Origin of the sequence: Arthrobacter nitrophenolicus, assembly GCF_045833485.1 — a bacterium.
Taxonomy (GTDB): domain Bacteria; phylum Actinomycetota; class Actinomycetes; order Actinomycetales; family Micrococcaceae; genus Arthrobacter; species Arthrobacter nitrophenolicus.
The window spans coordinates 3,031,599-3,048,424 of record NZ_CP174504.1; the positions used below are offsets into that span (position 1 = coordinate 3,031,599).

Annotated in this window: 16 protein-coding genes and 1 pseudogene; 7 read left to right on the forward strand and 10 right to left on the reverse strand. The window is 66.1% G+C overall.

Annotated elements, in window-relative coordinates:
* Nucleotides 1-77: 77 nt before the first annotated feature.
* On the forward strand, nucleotides 78-413 hold the full coding sequence (locus ACJJV6_RS14105; RefSeq protein ID WP_407709250.1) for a hypothetical protein: 336 nt from the start codon (nucleotides 78-80) through the stop codon (nucleotides 411-413).
* Nucleotides 414-482: 69 nt separating this feature from the next.
* Here the strand turns inward: ACJJV6_RS14105 and ACJJV6_RS14110 are convergent, their stop codons facing one another.
* Complete coding sequence (locus ACJJV6_RS14110; protein ID WP_407709251.1) at nucleotides 483-1,226, reverse strand: hemolysin III family protein; 744 nt, start codon at nucleotides 1,224-1,226, stop codon at nucleotides 483-485.
* A gap of 152 nt (nucleotides 1,227-1,378) precedes the next feature.
* Between ACJJV6_RS14110 and ACJJV6_RS14115 the strand changes: the two genes are divergently transcribed.
* Both ACJJV6_RS14115 and ACJJV6_RS14120 read left to right on the forward strand, forming a co-directional pair.
* Complete coding sequence (locus ACJJV6_RS14115) at nucleotides 1,379-2,140, forward strand: isoprenyl transferase (protein ID WP_009356222.1); 762 nt, start codon at nucleotides 1,379-1,381, stop codon at nucleotides 2,138-2,140.
* 238 nt (nucleotides 2,141-2,378) lie between these two features.
* Nucleotides 2,379-3,797, forward strand: coding sequence for a PhoH family protein (locus ACJJV6_RS14120; RefSeq protein ID WP_035751562.1), 1,419 nt, complete (start codon nucleotides 2,379-2,381; stop codon nucleotides 3,795-3,797).
* 218 nt (nucleotides 3,798-4,015) lie between these two features.
* Here ACJJV6_RS14120 and ACJJV6_RS14125 read toward each other — a convergent pair.
* Nucleotides 4,016-4,657: pseudogene (locus ACJJV6_RS14125) on the reverse strand (GNAT family N-acetyltransferase); the annotation flags it as partial.
* A gap of 41 nt (nucleotides 4,658-4,698) precedes the next feature.
* On the reverse strand, nucleotides 4,699-5,493 hold the full coding sequence (locus tag ACJJV6_RS14130) for a hypothetical protein (protein WP_407709252.1): 795 nt from the start codon (nucleotides 5,491-5,493) through the stop codon (nucleotides 4,699-4,701).
* 59 nt (nucleotides 5,494-5,552) lie between these two features.
* On the opposite strand from ACJJV6_RS14130, the gene ACJJV6_RS14135 reads away from it, so the two are divergent.
* Both ACJJV6_RS14135 and ACJJV6_RS14140 read left to right on the forward strand, forming a co-directional pair.
* A complete protein-coding gene (locus ACJJV6_RS14135; protein ID WP_035751564.1) occupies nucleotides 5,553-6,095 on the forward strand; it encodes an A24 family peptidase in 543 nt (180 codons plus the stop codon).
* Between the two features lie 24 nt (nucleotides 6,096-6,119).
* Nucleotides 6,120-6,590, forward strand: coding sequence for an NUDIX hydrolase (locus ACJJV6_RS14140; protein ID WP_407709253.1), 471 nt, complete (start codon nucleotides 6,120-6,122; stop codon nucleotides 6,588-6,590).
* Between the two features lie 181 nt (nucleotides 6,591-6,771).
* Here ACJJV6_RS14140 and ACJJV6_RS14145 read toward each other — a convergent pair whose 3' ends face one another.
* From ACJJV6_RS14145 to ACJJV6_RS14155, 3 genes are all read right to left on the reverse strand, one after another.
* A complete protein-coding gene (locus tag ACJJV6_RS14145; RefSeq protein WP_407709254.1) occupies nucleotides 6,772-8,199 on the reverse strand; it encodes a class II fumarate hydratase in 1,428 nt (475 codons plus the stop codon).
* Nucleotides 8,200-8,286: 87 nt separating this feature from the next.
* Nucleotides 8,287-8,901: a carbonic anhydrase gene (locus tag ACJJV6_RS14150; protein WP_009356230.1), complete on the reverse strand. Its 615-nt coding sequence runs from the start codon at nucleotides 8,899-8,901 to the stop codon at nucleotides 8,287-8,289.
* 9 nt (nucleotides 8,902-8,910) lie between these two features.
* The gene (locus ACJJV6_RS14155; protein ID WP_407710507.1) at nucleotides 8,911-9,591 is read right to left on the reverse strand and encodes a DUF4245 domain-containing protein; all 681 of its coding nucleotides are present in this window, start codon (nucleotides 9,589-9,591) and stop codon (nucleotides 8,911-8,913) included.
* Nucleotides 9,592-9,815: 224 nt separating this feature from the next.
* On the opposite strand from ACJJV6_RS14155, the gene glpX reads away from it, so the two are divergent.
* Nucleotides 9,816-10,838: a class II fructose-bisphosphatase gene (gene glpX, locus ACJJV6_RS14160; protein ID WP_200859118.1), complete on the forward strand. Its 1,023-nt coding sequence runs from the start codon at nucleotides 9,816-9,818 to the stop codon at nucleotides 10,836-10,838.
* A gap of 80 nt (nucleotides 10,839-10,918) precedes the next feature.
* Nucleotides 10,919-11,959 (forward strand): lipid II:glycine glycyltransferase FemX, encoded by a 1,041-nt coding sequence (locus ACJJV6_RS14165; RefSeq protein WP_407709255.1) that lies wholly within the window; start codon nucleotides 10,919-10,921, stop codon nucleotides 11,957-11,959.
* On the opposite strand, the gene manA is transcribed toward ACJJV6_RS14165, so the two are convergent.
* The 4 genes from manA to ACJJV6_RS14185 are packed head-to-tail and all read right to left on the reverse strand — an operon-like array spanning nucleotide 11,956 to nucleotide 16,665.
* Entirely contained in the window at nucleotides 11,956-13,206 is a 1,251-nt protein-coding gene (gene manA, locus ACJJV6_RS14170; RefSeq protein ID WP_407709256.1) for a mannose-6-phosphate isomerase, class I, read from the reverse strand. The two genes, ACJJV6_RS14165 and manA, sit on opposite strands and share 4 nt — an antisense overlap.
* A 36-nt stretch (nucleotides 13,207-13,242) precedes the next feature.
* Nucleotides 13,243-14,889 carry an LCP family protein gene (locus tag ACJJV6_RS14175; protein WP_407709257.1) on the reverse strand — a complete coding sequence of 549 codons (1,647 nt, stop codon included), beginning with the start codon at nucleotides 14,887-14,889 and terminating at the stop codon, nucleotides 13,243-13,245.
* A 10-nt stretch (nucleotides 14,890-14,899) separates the two neighbouring features.
* Nucleotides 14,900-15,472, reverse strand: coding sequence for a 5-(carboxyamino)imidazole ribonucleotide mutase (purE, locus tag ACJJV6_RS14180; protein ID WP_009356236.1), 573 nt, complete (start codon nucleotides 15,470-15,472; stop codon nucleotides 14,900-14,902).
* The gene (locus ACJJV6_RS14185; protein WP_407709258.1) at nucleotides 15,469-16,665 is read right to left on the reverse strand and encodes a 5-(carboxyamino)imidazole ribonucleotide synthase; all 1,197 of its coding nucleotides are present in this window, start codon (nucleotides 16,663-16,665) and stop codon (nucleotides 15,469-15,471) included. The genes purE and ACJJV6_RS14185 overlap by 4 nt, the downstream gene beginning before the upstream one ends.
* Nucleotides 16,666-16,826: the final 161 nt, after the last annotated feature.

A 16,826-nucleotide genomic window follows, 5' to 3' on the forward strand; every position in this document is an offset into this window, starting at 1 on the left:
TTTCTATGCCGCGTAGAAGATAGGCCGGCCCTCCCGCCGCGCCATCCGCTGCCACCCGTTCCACAGAAGGTTTAATAGTGCATCATCTGCTCCTCAGCCTGGCCACCACCCCCACGCCGCTGCCCACCCCTACGCTGCGCGAAGGCATCTCTGAGGACCAGGTGACGCCGGGCCTCCTGGGCTTCATCATGACCGCTTTCTTCGTGGTGGCCACTGCCCTGCTGATCGTGGACATGGTCCGCCGGATCCGCAGGGTCCGCTACCGGGCACAGGTGGAAGAGGACCGCATGGCAGCCGCCGCAGCCGCGGATGTGGCGGCGGCCGACGCGCAGGACGGGCTGGAGTCCACACCCAGGCAGTCCGACGGCGATGGCAACGGCATTGCCCCCGGCCAGCCCCGGCCGCAGGACTAGGCCCCGCGCCGGGCTTTCACAGTGCCGCCGGCTTCCCGCCCCGCCGGCCCTGGATGAGGCCTCGCCTGCTTAGCTGAGGACGGCCATGGCGATCGCCGTGAAGTGGGCCGCAAAGGCGAAGACGGTGAAGGCGTGGAACAGTTCATGGAACCCGAAGTGGTGGTAGCTGAAGTTCGGCTTCTTCAGGGCATAGAACACCGCGCCGGTGATGTACAGGACGCCTCCGACGCAGATCAGCACTGCGGCAGGAACACTGGACTGGAAGAACTGCGGCAGGTAGAACAGGGAACCGCAGCCCAGGGCTACGTAGATCGGTACGTACAGCCAGCGCGGGGCATCCGTCCATAGCAGCCGGAAAAGCACCCCAAGGATGGCGCCGGACCAGATGACCCATAGCAGGAGAACAGCCTGCGGCCGCTCCAGGAGGGTCCAGGCCAGCGGTGTATAACTGCCCGCGATCACCAGCATGATGTTGGTGTGGTCCAGTCGCTTCAGCACCATTTTCACGGCCGGGGACCAGTTGCCGCGGTGGTACACGGCGCTGACGCCGAACAGCAGCACGCCCGTGGCCGCGTAGATGGCCGAGGTGATTTTACGGTCCACGCTGGGTGCAAGGGCCACCAGCACCACGCCTGCAACAAGGGCCAGCGGGGCGGTCACGGCGTGGATCCAGCCGCGCCATTTCGGCTTAATCATCAACAGCTCTGCCAGCCGTACCGCTGCCTCGTCGAGGGCGCCCTGCCCGGCGTCTTTCCGTCCGTTTCCGCCTTTTGGCCGGGGCAGGTTCGGGACGTCGGAGGAGTCGCTGTTCATCCTCCAAGAATAATCTACGGTCCGGTAAGTTACTGGCTGGTAACACGACGGCGGTGCTGCCGCCGGCCGCGGGACGGGACGTCCCGCCGCCGCGCGGGCGGTAGCCTAGGATGTGCAAGTACGTACAGCGAGGAAGTCAGGTGAGTCGACGCGTGGAGTTGCCCGGGTTCCTTTACGGCTTCTACGAGCGGCGGCTCCTCAAAGACCTGCCCCGCGACCGCATTCCCCGCCATATCGGTGTCATGGTGGACGGCAACAGGCGCTGGGCAAAGCAGTTCAACGCCCCCACCAGCCAGGGCCACCAGGCCGGCGCGGACAAGATCCATGAGTTCCTGGGCTGGTGCCAGGAGCTCGGCGTCAAGGTGGTCACCCTGTACATGCTGTCCACGGACAACATGAACCGGTCCAGCGAAGAGCTTGACCTCCTGATGGGGATCATCGCCAACACCCTGGACCGGCTGGACGAGGATGCCAACATCTCCGTCCATGCGATGGGTGCCCCGGAACTGCTGCCCGGCTACCTCGCCGAGCGGCTCAACAAGCTGACGGCGCGGACGCCCGTCCGGGAGAAGATCCACGTCAACGTGGCCGTTGGATACGGCGGGCGGCGTGAGATCGTGGACGCGGTCCGCGAACTCCTGCATGACGCCGTGGCAAAGGGCACCGACATTTCCCGGCTGGCGGATGAACTCTGCGTGGATGACATCTCCCGATTCCTGTACACCCGGGGCCAGCCGGATCCTGACCTGGTGATCCGCACCTCGGGCGAACAAAGGCTCTCAGGATTCCTGATGTGGCAGAGCGCGTACAGCGAGTTCTATTTCTGCGAGGCGCTCTGGCCGGCCTTCCGCAAGGTGGACTTCCTGCGGGCCCTCCGCGATTACGCGGGCCGGCAGCGGCGCTTCGGGACCTGACATCTCCGGTTCACGGGGAGTTCACGCCGGCGCAACAGGAATCGCCGCGTAATGGTTGCGGAAATTACCTGGAGTGGATTTACGTTATATCCATCAGCAGGCAAAACCGCCGGCTGATCGGGGAGGCCAGTACATGGAGCGAAACATCGCACCGGTTGTATGGGAGGCCGGACCCGGCCTCGTGGCCGAGCCGCCTCACCAATAACAATTCCGGGCTTGCCCCGGGGCTGGAGTCGATGTGGCTACTTCTGAACAACTGCCCGAGGTCCTTTTCGACCAGGGAGGGAAAGCTACCTCTCGCGCCACGCGAGCCACTACACAAACCGGCGCAGCAACGGATGCTGCGGCCGGTTTTGCCGTCTCCGGAAGGGAAGCCCTCATCCACACGTTCGTGATCGACACGTCAGTCCTGTTGTCCGACCCGCGCGCCCTGCTCCGCTTTGCCGAACACGAGGTCATTGTCCCGGTGGTGGTCATCACGGAGCTGGAGGCCAAGCGGCACGACCCCGAACTCGGCTACTTTGCCCGCAAGGCCCTCCGGCTCCTCGACGACCTCCGGGTCAAACACGGCGGACTGAACCAGCCAATCCCCATCGGCGACGACGGCGGCACCCTCATGGTGGAGCTGAACCACATTTCGTCGGAGGTGCTGCCGCTGGGCTTCCGCAGCGGGGACAACGACAGCCGGATCCTTGCGGTGGCGAAGAACCTCTCCAACGAAGGCCGGGACGTCACAGTTGTGTCCAAGGACCTGCCGATGCGGGTCAAGGCCTCGGCGATGGGCCTGACGGCCGACGAATACCGCAACGAACTGGTCAAGGACTCCGGCTGGACGGGCGTCGCGGAGGTTGAGGCCAACGAACAGGAAATCTCCACCCTCTACGGCCACGAACCCGTTTTCATCCCCGCCGCAGCAGAAATGCCTGTCAACACCGGCCTGGTGCTGCTGTCCAACCGCGGCTCCGCCCTTGGCCGGGTGGGACCGGACAAGCAGGTCCGCCTGGTCAAGGGCGACCGTGACGTCTTTGGCCTGCACGGCAGGTCCGCCGAGCAGCGCCTGGCCATCGACATGCTGATGGACCCCGCCGTCGGCATCGTGTCCATCGGCGGCCGGGCCGGCACCGGCAAGTCGGCCCTTGCCCTGTGCGCCGGCCTCGAGGCGGTGCTGGAGCGGCGCGAGCACCGCAAGGTCATCGTCTTCCGCCCCCTTTACGCCGTCGGCGGCCAGGAACTCGGCTACCTGCCCGGTTCAGAGTCCGAGAAGATGAACCCCTGGGCCCAGGCCGTCTTTGACACCCTCGGCGCGCTGGTCAGCCAGGAAGTGGTGGAGGAGGTCATGGACCGCGGAATGCTCGAGGTCATGCCGCTCACCCATATCCGCGGCCGTTCCCTGCACGACGCCTTCGTGATTGTCGACGAAGCCCAGTCGCTCGAAAAGAACGTCCTGCTGACCGTCATGAGCCGTATCGGGCAGAACTCCAAGATCGTCCTGACCCACGACGTCGCCCAGCGGGACAACCTCCGCGTCGGGCGCCACGACGGAATCGCCGCCGTCGTCGAAACCCTGAAGGGCCACCCGCTCTTCGGCCACGTCACCCTGACCCGCTCCGAAAGGTCCCCGATAGCCGCACTGGTCACCGAGCTGCTCGAAGGCTAAGCGGGGGTGGCTGGAGGGCCGTGGTTCCGTTCGGCGGGCCACGGCCCTTCGCCGTCGCTTAGCGCGGAGGTCCCTTCCCAAGGCTCGCAAGCTCGCCTCGGGACCCTCGGGACGCCGCTTCCTCCCGGCGCGCCGCTAGGGTCGCTGGGCGACCTGCGCATCGCTCTGGTCGGCGATGCGCTCCTACGCGAAGGACCGTAACCCGCCTCGTGGTCAGTCACCTTCAGGAACTTGGCTGCTGCTTCGTGGCCCTCGACCTGTAACTGCCAGTCGGGGCGCTTGAAGGTGTTTGGGGTGAGACGGACGTGCTGGACAGTTTCGATCTGCGGGCCCCAGGCCTTGCGGGTGGTTCCGTTCAGTTCGTAGCCGAGGGAGCGGGAGACTCCGAGAGAGGCTTCGTTCCAGGCAGCGGCCTCGGATTCGGCGACTTCGGCACCCAGCCAGTCAAAGGCCCACAGGACGACGGCGGCGCGCATCTCTTTGCCAAGGCCCCGGCCCTGCACGGACTGCTTCAGCCAGGATCCGGTGGATACGGTCTTAAGCAGGGCGAACTCTTTGGCCCCGACGTCCTGGCAGCCGATGAACTTGCCCTCGTGCCAGATGCCCAGGAGAAGCGTCCAGGACTCGGGGCTGCACTCAGCCCGGCAGCGCCAGTACCAGCGGGCCATGTTGGTGCCCAGTTCCTCCCCGGGAACCTCGGTCCAGGGAGTGCTGAACGGGCTCTTCGCGGGCTCGTGGATGCCGCTGCGCGCGGCGTCGACGGCGGCCGGAATGTCGTCGTCCCGGATCGGGCGCAGTTCCAGCCGAGGCGTGGTCAGCCTGAGGTCGAAGAGTGGCCAAACGGAACCCAGTGTAGTCATCAGCGAAGCCTAGCGGATGGGTTCTGCCAGGCTCTGTCACATCAGGCGGGGATGTCCCAGCTGATATGTCGCCGCACATCCGTGAGGTTCATGGATTCGGCCAGGAACAGGTCATCGAGCATGTATTCGTCCACGGCGAGGATCCGCAGCCAATGACCGTACTCGCTGGTGGCGGGTTCCAGGGATTGGCTGGCAACGCACACGCCGGTTCCCACGTCCACCCGGATACGGTTGCGCCCGGCAAGGCAGAGTGGTGCAGCAGGATCCGCCGGATGGTAGGCGGGAGTGGGGATTACCACTGCCTCCAGAGCTGGTCTGCCTTCATGGTCAACAGCACGGTGCTCCTCCACCAGCACGGCGTTGCTGCCTGGAAACTCGAGGGGAACGGGAGAGTTACCGGCAAGTTCAACCGGATCCAAGGCAGCGGAGAAGCGGCCGTTTCCGAAACCGGGTTCCCCGTAGGCGGCCTCGGGCCGGCGCTTGACCAGGCCGGAGCCGTCATAGACGGGTGTGACCAGCTGCGGGGGCAGCAGCCATGATTTCCGGGTGGAGCTGACGTAGATCCCGTCGCGGGAATCGTTGATTCCGGTGGTGCTGTGGAGGACCAGTCCGTCCGGGCTTTCCAGGCGGAGGGCGCCGGGCCGGCGCAGCCATGCCCGCACCAGGGGAGCCGTGGGAGACGGGGCCTCGGTGAAGGGTTCGTCCCAGTACTCAAAGCGCAGCGACTGCCACTTCCAGGGCGAGGACCGGCACAGGTTGCGGAACGTGGCGATTGGGTCTGCGGACGATGCGCCGCGGTCCGGATCCGGCCGGTGCCGGGAATCCCATGTCGCCATATCCACAGTTTACGCGGGCACGGTACGGCGGCGACGGGAATTCCAGTAGCATCCGAGGGGTGATTGGTCGACTGGGGGATCTGTGGCAGCACATGCCGGCTGCTTTTTGGCTGGTGCTCGCGGCGTGCCTGTACTTCGCGGTGATGGCAGTCCGGCTGACGGTAATCGACGTCCGGCACCACCTGCTGCCCAACCGGATCGTCTTCCCGTCCTACGCCGTGGCCGGCATCCTGCTGCTGGGCGCCGCCATTGCCGGTGCCGCCGCCCCGGCGGGCGGCAACCTTAGTGCAGCCTTGTTTGCCGTGCCGGCCCTCCGCGTCGTGGCTGGTGCGGCCGTGCTGTGGCTTTTCTACTTTGTGCTCCGCTTTGCCTACCCGCCCGGCATGGGGTTCGGCGACGTGAAGCTGGCAGGCGTGCTGGGAATGTACCTTGGCTACCTTGGCTGGGGGCATCTGTTTGCCGGGACTTTCCTGGCGTTCCTGCTCGGCGGTCTCTGGTCTGTCGCGCTCCTGGCAGCCCGGCGTGGGACGCTGAAGTCCTCCATCCCGTTCGGTCCCTTCATGCTGGCCGGGACCGCCGCCGCCATGCTCCTGCCCGCCTGACGGCGCCACGGGTAGGCTGGCCGTATGCCTGCGCCTGAATACATCCTGAGCCTGCGGAATAAGATCGGCAACGACCCCCTGTGGATTCCGGGGGTTCGCGGAGTGGTCTTCGACGACGCGGGACGCGTCCTGCTCGCGCAGCGGACGGACAACCGGCAGTGGGCGCTGATCAGCGGAATCCTTGAGCCGGGGGAGCAGCCGGCACGGGGCATGGTGCGTGAGATCTTCGAGGAAACGGCTGTCGTGGCGGAAGCCGAGCGGGTGGTGTCCGTGGGAGCGGTGGGCCCCTTCACCTATCCGAACGGGGATGTGTGCGAGTTCCTCGACGTGGTCTTCAGGTGCCGGTACGTCAGCGGGACGGCGAGGGTCAACGATGACGAGTCCCTGGCCGTGGGATGGTTTGCCCTGGACGAGCTTCCCGAGCTCATGCCGGGCCACCTTTCGAGTATCCGGCACGCCCTGGCGCCGGCGGAAGCCGCCCACTTCGAACCCTGACCCGCCGCCTTATACGCCGCAACCCCCAGGATTGTTTTTGTCCACATATGGCGGCATTTGAAGCTCCTAAGCCGCCATATCTGGACGGAAACTCCAAAGGGTTAAAGTGCGACGGCGGCCGGTCACCTTCCGTTTCGAAAGGTGGCCGGCCGCCGTCGGGCGTCCAAGGGGCGGTGCGGCCCTATGCCTTGTGGGCGGGCGCCGTCATGGTGGTGACGTCAAGTGCTTTGTCCAGGTCGGCCTCGGAGACCTTGCCTTCGCCGTCCCCGACGAAGCCCAGCTTCTCGGTTGCCTGGCGGATGGTCAGGCCCTCCGCGACAGCGGTCTTGGCGATCTTGGCGGCGTTCTCGTAGCCGATGTACTTGTTCAGCGGGGTGACGATGGACGGGGAGGCCTCGGCCAGGAAGCGGGCGCGCTCCACGTTGGCCGTGATGCCGTCAATCATCTTGTCCGCCATGACGCGGCTGGTGTTGGCCAGCAGGCGGATGGACTCCAGCAGGTTGGCGGCCATGACCGGGATGCCGACGTTCAGCTCGAAGGCGCCGTTCGTGCCGGACCAGGCGATGGCGGTGTCGTTGCCGATGACCTGGGCTGCGACCATGATGGAGGCCTCGCAGATGACCGGGTTGACCTTGCCGGGCATGATCGAGGAGCCGGGCTGCAGGTCCGGGATGGCGATCTCGCCGAGGCCCGTGTTGGGGCCGGAGCCCATCCAGCGCAGGTCGTTGTTGATCTTCATGAACGAGATGGCGATGTTGCGCAGCTGGCTGGACGCCTCGATCAGGCCGTCGCGGTTTGCCTGTGCCTCGAAATGGTCGCGGGCCTCCGTAAGGGGCAGCCCGGTGTCGGTGGCGAGCAGTTCGATGACGCGCTCCGGGAACCCTGCGGGGGTGTTGATGCCGGTGCCCACGGCGGTGCCGCCCAGCGGAACCTCGGCAACGCGGGGGAGGGAGGCGTTGATGCGCTCGATGCCGTAGCGGACCTGTGCCGCGTAGCCGCCGAACTCCTGGCCCAGGGTCACGGGCGTGGCGTCCATCAGGTGCGTGCGGCCGGACTTGACCACGTCCTTGAACTCAACGGCCTTGCGTTCCAGCGACTCCGCCAGGTAGCCCAGGGCGGGGATCAGGTCATTGATCAGCGCGGAGGTGGCCGCAACGTGCACGGAGGTGGGGAACACGTCGTTGGAGGACTGGGAAGCATTGACGTGGTCGTTCGGGTGGACAACCTTGTCGCTGCCTGCGGCCTTCAGGGCGCGGGTGGCCAGCTCGGCGAGGACCTCGTTCGTGTTCATGTTCGAGGAGGTGCCGGAGCCGGTCTGGAAAACGTCGATGGGGAAGTCGCCGTCGTACCTGCCGGCAGCAACCTCGTCAGCCGCGTCCGCGATCGCCTTGGCCAGCTCGCCGTCGAGCACACCCAGTTCAGCGTTGGCCTGGGCAGCAGCCTTCTTCACCCGGGCGAGCGCCTCAATGTGCGTGCGTTCCAGGGTCTTGCCGGAAATCGGGAAGTTCTCCACTGCCCGCTGCGTCTGCGCGCGGTACAGTGCGTTCACGGGGACGCGGACTTCGCCCATCGTGTCATGTTCAATGCGGAACTCTTCAGTGGAAGTCATGGGGCTAGCTTATGGCGACCAGCCACCCCATCGAAAACCGTGAACAGCATGCTACGGGGCCCTTGCCGGGCCCCGTACAGATGCCTTCTAGAGCTCGCCGATTCCCGAAACAAGGTTCGCACGGCCCTCTGCCAGGCTGTACGAAAGGCCGATGACAGCCGTCCGGCCCTGTTCAATTGCGTCCGAAATCACACGCGAGCTGTCCGCCAGCCGCTGCGAGGTCTGCTTGACGTGCTCCACCACCATGTCGTTGACCTCGGTTTCGTCGTTGCGCAGCGAAGTCAGTACGGAAGGCGTGATGCGCTCGACGAGGTCACGGATGAAGCCGGCAGGCATCTGTCCGGTCTCCACGGCTGACTTGGTGGCGCTGACGGCGCCGCAGCTGTCATGGCCGAGGACCACGATCAGCGGCACTCCCAGCACCCCCACGCTGTATTCGAGGGAACCCAGGACGGCATCATCGATCACCTGGCCGGCCGTCCGCACCACGAAGACGTCACCGAGTCCGACGTCGAAGATGATCTCGGCCGCGAGGCGGGAATCGGAGCAACCAAAGATCACCGCAAACGGGTGCTGGTTCTCCACGAGGGAGGAGCGGCGCGACGCGTCCTGGTTGGGATGGGACGTCTCGCCGCTGACAAAGCGTTCGTTTCCTTCGCGCAGACGGCGCCAGGCAAGTGCAGGAGTCAGGTAAGTAGCCACGCGACTACGTTACGGTGCAGGTGTGCCCGAGGGTGAAACTGTGACGGCCGGGCTGCTTTCCATGGACTTCACGACGGCGTCCGCCAAGGTGGCGAACTCGTCCAGCTGGGCGGCGCCGGAGAGGATGACGGTGGTCCCGCGGTAGTCCAGGACCAGGGATTTCTCGCCCTTGCCGGTGTCCCGGATCTCCCATTCCTGGCCTCCCGCGTTCCGGGAACCCGTCACCGGTGCGTTGCGCGTCTGCTGGAGCAGCCAGGTGGGATTGGCTTTGCTGGTCTGGACAAGGGAGATGAATGAGTCCTTGGGGGTCAGGAAACCCACCTCCCAGGTGGGGACCCCGCTGCCCGTCCCTGCTTCCCAGCGTGCGTAGTTGGGGCGGAAAGTGCCACCGGTCTCCGGGGCAGCCGGTGTGAATCCTGCCACATCCGTGGCGTTGCGGGAAACAGCGGCCACGTCGATGTCGGGGCGGTAGCCTTCGGTCTTGGGCAGCGGATTCATGAGGATGATCGGCAGGAAGGCTGCGATGCTGACCACCAGTGCGATGATCATGCCGATCGCTGAAGCGTTCGCCCGTTTGGCGGCGGCAGCCGGAATGACAGGCTTCACCGGAGCTTCGCCGCCCGGACCGGCTGCCTCCGGGCCGCCTGCCGGGTCCGCTGGCTCGGGGCTGGGACTGGTCTTCTCCTGCATGTCATTCACCCCTCTATAGTCGCCCATGCCGGCGGGCAACTTCCATTCGGCCGGATCCCGCCGCCGGACGCCCCTCCAGGGCACATTGCGCTGCCACGTCATCCGCCGCCCGGCGGGCGGCACCGCGACTATGATCGGAAGTAGAGGAATCACCGTCCACCTGTTCCGGCGGGCGGGTTCAATGATCGCCACTCGAAGAAGAGGTTCACGTGTCACCAGCGTCCATGACCCAGAAGTACTCCACGATCTCACCGTCCCTGGCGGTGGGCAATGACGAACCGGACCGCAACCTTGCCCTCGAGCTTGTCCGCGTCACCGAGGCGGCAGCGATCGCCGGCGGCCACTGGGTGGGCTTCGGTGACAAGAACACGGCGGACGGCGCGGCCGTGGATGCCATGCGCTCCTTCCTGCAGACCGTCCACTTCAACGGCGTCGTGGTGATCGGCGAAGGCGAGAAGGACGAAGCGCCAATGCTGTTCAACGGTGAGCGCGTTGGTGACGGCACCGGCCCCGAGGTGGATGTCGCCGTCGACCCCATCGATGGAACCCGCCTGACCGCACTCGGCATCAACAACGCCCTCGCCGTACTGGCCGTCGCCGAACGCGGCTCCATGTTCGACCCCTCCGCCGTCTTCTACATGGAGAAGCTCGTCACCGGCCCGGAAGCCGCTGACATGGTGGACCTGCGCCTGCCGGTGAAGCAGAACCTGCACCTGATTGCCAAGGCCAAGGGCGTAAAGGTCAACCAGCTCAACGTCATGATCCTTGACCGCGACCGGCACCGTCCGCTGGTGGAGGAAATCCGCGAGGCCGGCGCGCGCACAAAGTTCATCATGGACGGTGACGTCGCAGGCGCCATCGCCGCGGCCCGCTCCGGCACCGGCGTGGACGCCCTGATGGGCATCGGCGGTACCCCCGAAGGCATTGTGGCCGCCTGTGCCATCAAGTCCCTCGGCGGCGTCATCCAGGGCCGGCTGTGGCCCACCAGCGACGAAGAGAAGCAGAAGGCGATCGACGCCGGCCACGACCTGGAACGCGTCCTCTCCACCAACGACCTCGTCTCCAGTGACAACTGCTACTTCGCCGCGACGGGCATCACCGACGGTGACCTCCTCAAGGGCGTCCGCTACTCCAAGGACAAGGTCCTCACCCAGTCCATCGTGATGCGCTCCAAGTCCGGAACCATCCGTTTCGTGGACGGTGAGCACCGCGCAGACAAGTGGGAAGGCTACGCCCGCAAGAGCTGACCGCAAGGCTTTAACGCCGGAGTCCCGGAGCAACGTGCTCCGGGACTCCGGCGTTAAAGCCTTGGTATAGGGTTTAAGCCATGATTCCAGCTGTTGTTCCCTGTACTGACCGCGCCCTTTGGGATGACCATGTCGACCGGTTCCAGGGACATCCGCAACAGCTCTGGGGCTGGGGCGAGACCAAGGCGATGCACGGCTGGTCCGTTGACCGGGTGCTCCTGGAAGCCGACGGTTCCGTCATCGGCTGCGCCCAGTTGCTGGTCCGGCGCCTCCCGGTTCCGTTCCGCGCCCTGGTGTACATCCCCCGCGGCCCGATGTGCTCCGTGGAAGACACCCCGGCCGTGCTTCGCAGTCTGGCCGGGCACGCTGCCTCCCGCCACCGTGGCGTAGCCCTGAGTATCGAACCCGACTGGGACCTGGATTCCCCGTATGCCGCCGCCGTCGAGGGCGCAGGTTTCCACGGGACCACCAACACCGTGCTGATCCCGCGGACCCTCATCCTGGACCTCGGCAAGTCTGATGACGAGCTGATGGCGGACATGTCCAAGACCACCCGCGCGAATATCCGCAAGGCCATGCGCAGCGACGTGGAGTTCCGGAAGGTCAAGAACGAATCCGAGCTTGAGCAGGTGCTGGGCATCTACCACGAGACGGCTGAGCGGGCGGGCTTCGGTATCCACGAGGACCAGTACTACCGGGACATCTTCCGCAACCTGGGTGAGGGGTCACCCATCATCGGCGCGTTCGACGGCGAGCAGCTGCTGGCGTTCGTCTGGCTGGCACGCAGCGGGGCCACTGCATTCGAGCTATACGGCGGCGTATCCGCAGAGGGACAGAAGAAGCGCGTGAACTATGGCGTCAAGTGGGCCGCACTGCAGGCCATGCGCGAGGACGGGTGCTCACGGTACGACTTCAACGGGCTGCTCAACGACGGCATCTCTGACTTCAAGAAGCAGTTCGGCAAGCACGAAAACATGCTCCTGGGAACGTGGGAAAAGCCGCTCTCGCCGTTCTACCCGGCCTACGCCCAAGCCATGCCCCTGGCGCGGAAGGGCATCCAGACGGCGCGCCGGCTGGCGAAAACCGCGGCCGGCCGCGCCCGTGCCCTGCTCCGCCGCTAAAGGCCCGTAGTCACCGCAAACGCCAGGGCAGGCTCCGTGCTGCCTGCCACCGGGTGGACGTTCACCGGCGCTTCGGCGGCAGCCAGGAATGCGCTGCCGCCACGCTCGAGCTGCAGGTCCCCCTTCGGCGAATCAAGGTACACCTCGCCCGCAACCACGATCACCACGGCGGCCCCTGACTGGGCCAGCGGGACGGGGGCGGCGCCGGGCTGCAGTTCAATGCGCTGAAGCTGGAATTCCGCGAAAGGCGGGCGGTAGAGCTCCTGGTCAAGGACAGTCTTCTGGGCGTCGAGCATCGGCACCGCCACCGGGTGGAAGTCGATGGTGCGCAGGAGTTCGGGTACGTCGACGAACTTGGGCGTCAGCCCGCCGCGCAGCACGTTGTCCGATGACGCCATGACCTCCACGCCCAGCCCGTGGAGGTAGGCGTGGACGTTGCCGGCGGGCAGGTAGACGGCCTGGCCCGGCTGCAGGGAAATCCTGTTGAGAAGCAGCGAAATCAGCACGCCAGGGTCGCCCGGATACTTTTCGTTGAGGCTGATGACCGTTCCCAGCTCGGCCTCGTAGGGGGAGAGGGAGCCGTCGTCGGCGAGGAGCGCGGCCACCACCTGGGCAGTGGCGTCGGACACGGCCTGGCCCCCGGTGATGAGGCGTTCGAAGGCCTTCCGCAGGCCCGCCCCCTCATCGGCGTCGTCCAGGTCCGCCAGCAGCGCAGGCACGAGTGCCGGCACGTGCCCCTCCACTGCCTCAAAGGCGGACGCCACGTGTTGCAGGATCATCCGGGTCCCGGCTGCCGGGCGGAACCCGCACAGTGCCTCAAACGGCGTCAGCGCGAAGATCATTTCCGGCTTGTGGTTGTCATCGCGGTAGTTGCGGTGGGGCGCATCGGGGGCCACGCCGTCGGCGTTCTCCCGGGCAAAGCCGGCCTTGGCCTGTTCCAGGCTGGGGTGGACCTGCAGCGACAGCGGCTGGGCGGCGGCGAGGATCTTCGCGAGGAAGGGCAGCCGGGGGCCGAACCGGGCCACGGAGTCCGCGCCCAGGAAGTGATCCGGATCCCGGACGATCAGCGCGTCCAGCGGGGTGGATGTGCCGTCTTCGGGCACGCGGGCCATGGACGGCGAGTCAGGGTGGGCCCCGATCCAGAGTTCCGCTTCGGGGCTGCCGGACTCGGGCCGGCCCAGGAGGGCCGCAATCGCCGTCGTCGAACCCCAGGCGTAGTCCCGGAGGACATTTTCAATCTCGTACAAGACCGGTTCCGTTTCTTTGAGTCGGGTTGCGGAAGGTTACAGCGCTGCGCACTGGCCATTGGTGGCCACGAGTTGGCGGATCGCCTCTTCGTTTCCCGCCCGCTTGAGCTGGGTCAGGAGCTCTTCGGTGATGGGCTCGCCGTCCGGTGTGGTGGTCACCGGGATGAAGTCCGACGGCGTGGGCTGCTGCGGCAGGCTGCCGCCGGCGGCGATGGTGGCGGGCAGTGTCCCTGCCGCCTGGACAGGCCCGGCGCCTGCCGCCGGTACCACCATGACGTCGTCGGCCACTCCTGCCGACTGGGCGCCCTGTGCGGACGCGGAGGCCAGCAGCTGGTCCACGCGCTCGTGGAGCTCGTCGAAGTTCGGAACCGTGGAGAAGGAAGCGTCGAAGTCCGGCGGGCCGATCGTGAGCCGCTTGACGTCCTGGCCTTTCGCCTTGATGGCCAGGTCCAGGAAACTGCCAAGCTGCGAGGCGGAAATGTTGGACTCCACCACCTGGGTGCCGGCTTTGGCGATGTCCTCGAACTTGGCAAGCAGCGTGGCCGGGTCGAGTTGCTTCAGCATGGCCTGCTGGACGCATTGCTGGCGCTGGATGCGGGCGTAGTCGTCAACGTATTCGCGTGACCGGCCGTACCAGAGGGCCTGGTTGCCATCGAGTGTCTGCTCCCCGGCCGGAATCCACCCGAGGGGCATGCCGTGGGTCTGGCTGTAATCGTCGAAGTAGCCGCTCATGGGGACCCAGCCGCCGGCCTTGATCCTGATGCCGCCCATGGCGTCGATGAGCGTGGCAAAACCTTCCATATCCACCAGGACATAGGCCTGGATGGTCATACCCAGCGTTCCGGAGACGGCTTCCATGGTCGCCTGGGCTCCGGGATCGGCCACACCCGGGTAGAGGTCCGCGTATTCGTTGGTGACCTCGGTGTTGATCGCATTGATCAGGCACTCGTCGCCGCAGTCATAACCGTCGGGATAGATGGCCCGCATGGGCGAATCTTCAGTGAACTGCGCGTTCTGGAAATTCCGGGGGACGGAGATGATGGCCGTCTGGCCTGTTTCAGCGTCAACGCTCAGCACCGAGAGGCTGTCAGGACGCCGTCCCGTCCGGTCCTCGCCGGCGTCGCCGCCCATCATCAGGAAGTTGTAGCGCCCGTCAACAGGGTCAATGGCAGGGCCCGAGGAGAAGATGCTGCCGATGGCGTTGCGGCTGACATTGAGCAGGTAGGCGGCGTAGCCAAGCGAGCCGCTGCCCGCCACCAGGGCAAGCACCAGGGCAATGACGACGGCGGGCCGGGCCCGCGGCGCCAGCAGCACGGGACGGATGAGCCGCAGGGTGTTGATGAACAGGAGTGCCCAGCCAACGGCGAGGGCCACCAGGACGACGACAATCACCAGCGAGGCAAACGGGTTGGTGACCAGGGTGGCCAGTGCGGGCCGGTTGACGATGAGGAGAAGGACGGCCAGCAGCAGGGCGGCCCATACACAGAGCGTCACGCGGAGCGCGGCACGGCCCAGTTTACGGTCACCCGCCACCAGCTGGGCGCTGCCCGGGACCAGGAGGGTCAGCAGGATCAGGACGAAGGCGCGCTTGGTCCGGACCGGACCGGAGGCGCTGACCGGGTAGCGGACCGGATCCGTCAACGCGGTGTCGGTGGGCGATTGTGGAACTTTGCTGCTGGACATGCCGGCGGTCCTAACGGCTGCCCCGCTGGGAGCCGTTGCCTTCAGCGAAGACTTCGCTGACTTTTTGCCGGAGGTTGGCCCCCTTGCGGCTGGCCACGGCGTTGAGGTCGGACGCGAAATCCAACAGGTCGGTCCGCAGGGACGCGGCAAACTCATCGGTACCGGCAGCGAGGATCCGCACCGCCAGGAGGCCAGCGTTGCGCGCGCCGGCGATCGATACGGTGGCAACCGGCACACCGGCGGGCATCTGGACAATCGAGAGCAGCGAGTCCATGCCGTCAAGGGTCTTCAGGGGAACCGGAACACCGATGACCGGCAGGGGAGTGACGCTGGCCAGCATTCCCGGCAAGTGGGCGGCGCCGCCCGCTCCTGCGATGATCACCCGCAGGCCGCGCTCATGGGCTGTCTGCCCGTACCGAATCATTTCGGTCGGCATCCGGTGGGCGGAAACCACGTCCGCTTCAAATGGGATTCCGAATTCGGCCAGGGCATCCGCCGCAGCCTCCATCACCGGCCAGTCGGAGTCGGAGCCCATGACCAGACCCACCAGGGGGCTTGCGGCGGGGTTTGCTGTGGCGCTCATGCAGTCTCCTCGAAAGTGTGTGGCGCTTCGTCCGCCGCTGCCCGCCCGTCGCGGATGATGTTTGCCACCATGGTGGCGCGGCGCCGGACTGAATCGACGTCGGCCGTTGACGCGCCTATCAGGTTCACGTGGCCAATCTTCCGGCCCGGCCGCACGGACTTGCCGTAGCAGTGCACTTTGGCGGCCGGTTCGCTGGCCAGCGCCAGCGGGTACGCCGAATACAGATCCTGGTTCCCGCCGCCGAGGAAGTTCTTCATGACCGTCACCGGGGCGAGGGCATCGGTAGCACCGAGGGGCAGGTTCAGGATGGCACGCAGGTGCTGCTCGAACTGGCTGGTCACTGCCCCGTCCTGGGTCCAGTGCCCGGTGTTGTGGGGGCGCATGGCCAGTTCGTTGATCAGGAAGCCGGCACCAACACCGGGGGTTTCGAACATCTCCACAGCCAGCACTCCGGTCACGCCCAGTTCGCCGGCAATCCGCAGGGCTGCGTCCTCGGCAGCCGCGGCAACCTCCACGGGGATGTCCAGGGCAGGGGCGATCACTTCGTCGCAGACACCGTTCACCTGGATGGTGTGCACAACCGGCCAGGCCCGTGCCTCGCCGTCGGGAGTCCGGGCGACCAGCGCTGACAGTTCCCGGGTGAACTCAACCTTGGCTTCGGCCAGGAGGGGGCTCATCGCCTGGAACCAGTCTTCGGTGCCGGCTGCTTCCTCCGCCGAATTGATGACCCGGACACCCTTGCCGTCATAGCCGCCGCGGGGCGTTTTCAAGACCACAGGCCAGCCGGTGGCGTCACCGAAACTGACCAGGTCCGCAACATTGTCCACTGAGGCCCAGGCAGGATTGGGCAGTTCCAGCCTGTCGATCGCGGCGCGCATCACCAGCTTGTCCTGCGCGTGCACCAGGGCGTCGGGCCCCGGCTGGACGTTCACTCCGGCTTCCTGCAGGGCCCGGAGGTGGTCCGTGGGCACGTGTTCGTGGTCGAACGTCAACACGTCCAGACCCTGGGCGAAGTCAACCAGGGTCTGCAGATCCTTGTAGTCGCCCACCGGGGACGTGGACACCGCGGCTACTGCCGACACGTCGTCGCCTTCAGCCAGGACACGGAGTTCGAAGCCGAGTGCAGTTGCTGCTGGGGCCATCATTCGCGCAAGTTGGCCGCCGCCAACCACACCTATTACTGGAAAAGTCACATGGGCCAGCCTACCGAAGACCGCCCGGTATCCCGGCTTCCGGCAGCGGCTGGGGAAGCGATTTTGTGTAACGTGGGGCTGCCCCGGGCATCCTTAGGGGGCTGGCTCCATGTTTTGGGGGCTAAAATGGGCCTCTGGCCAGGTGGCCCATAGTTTGGACG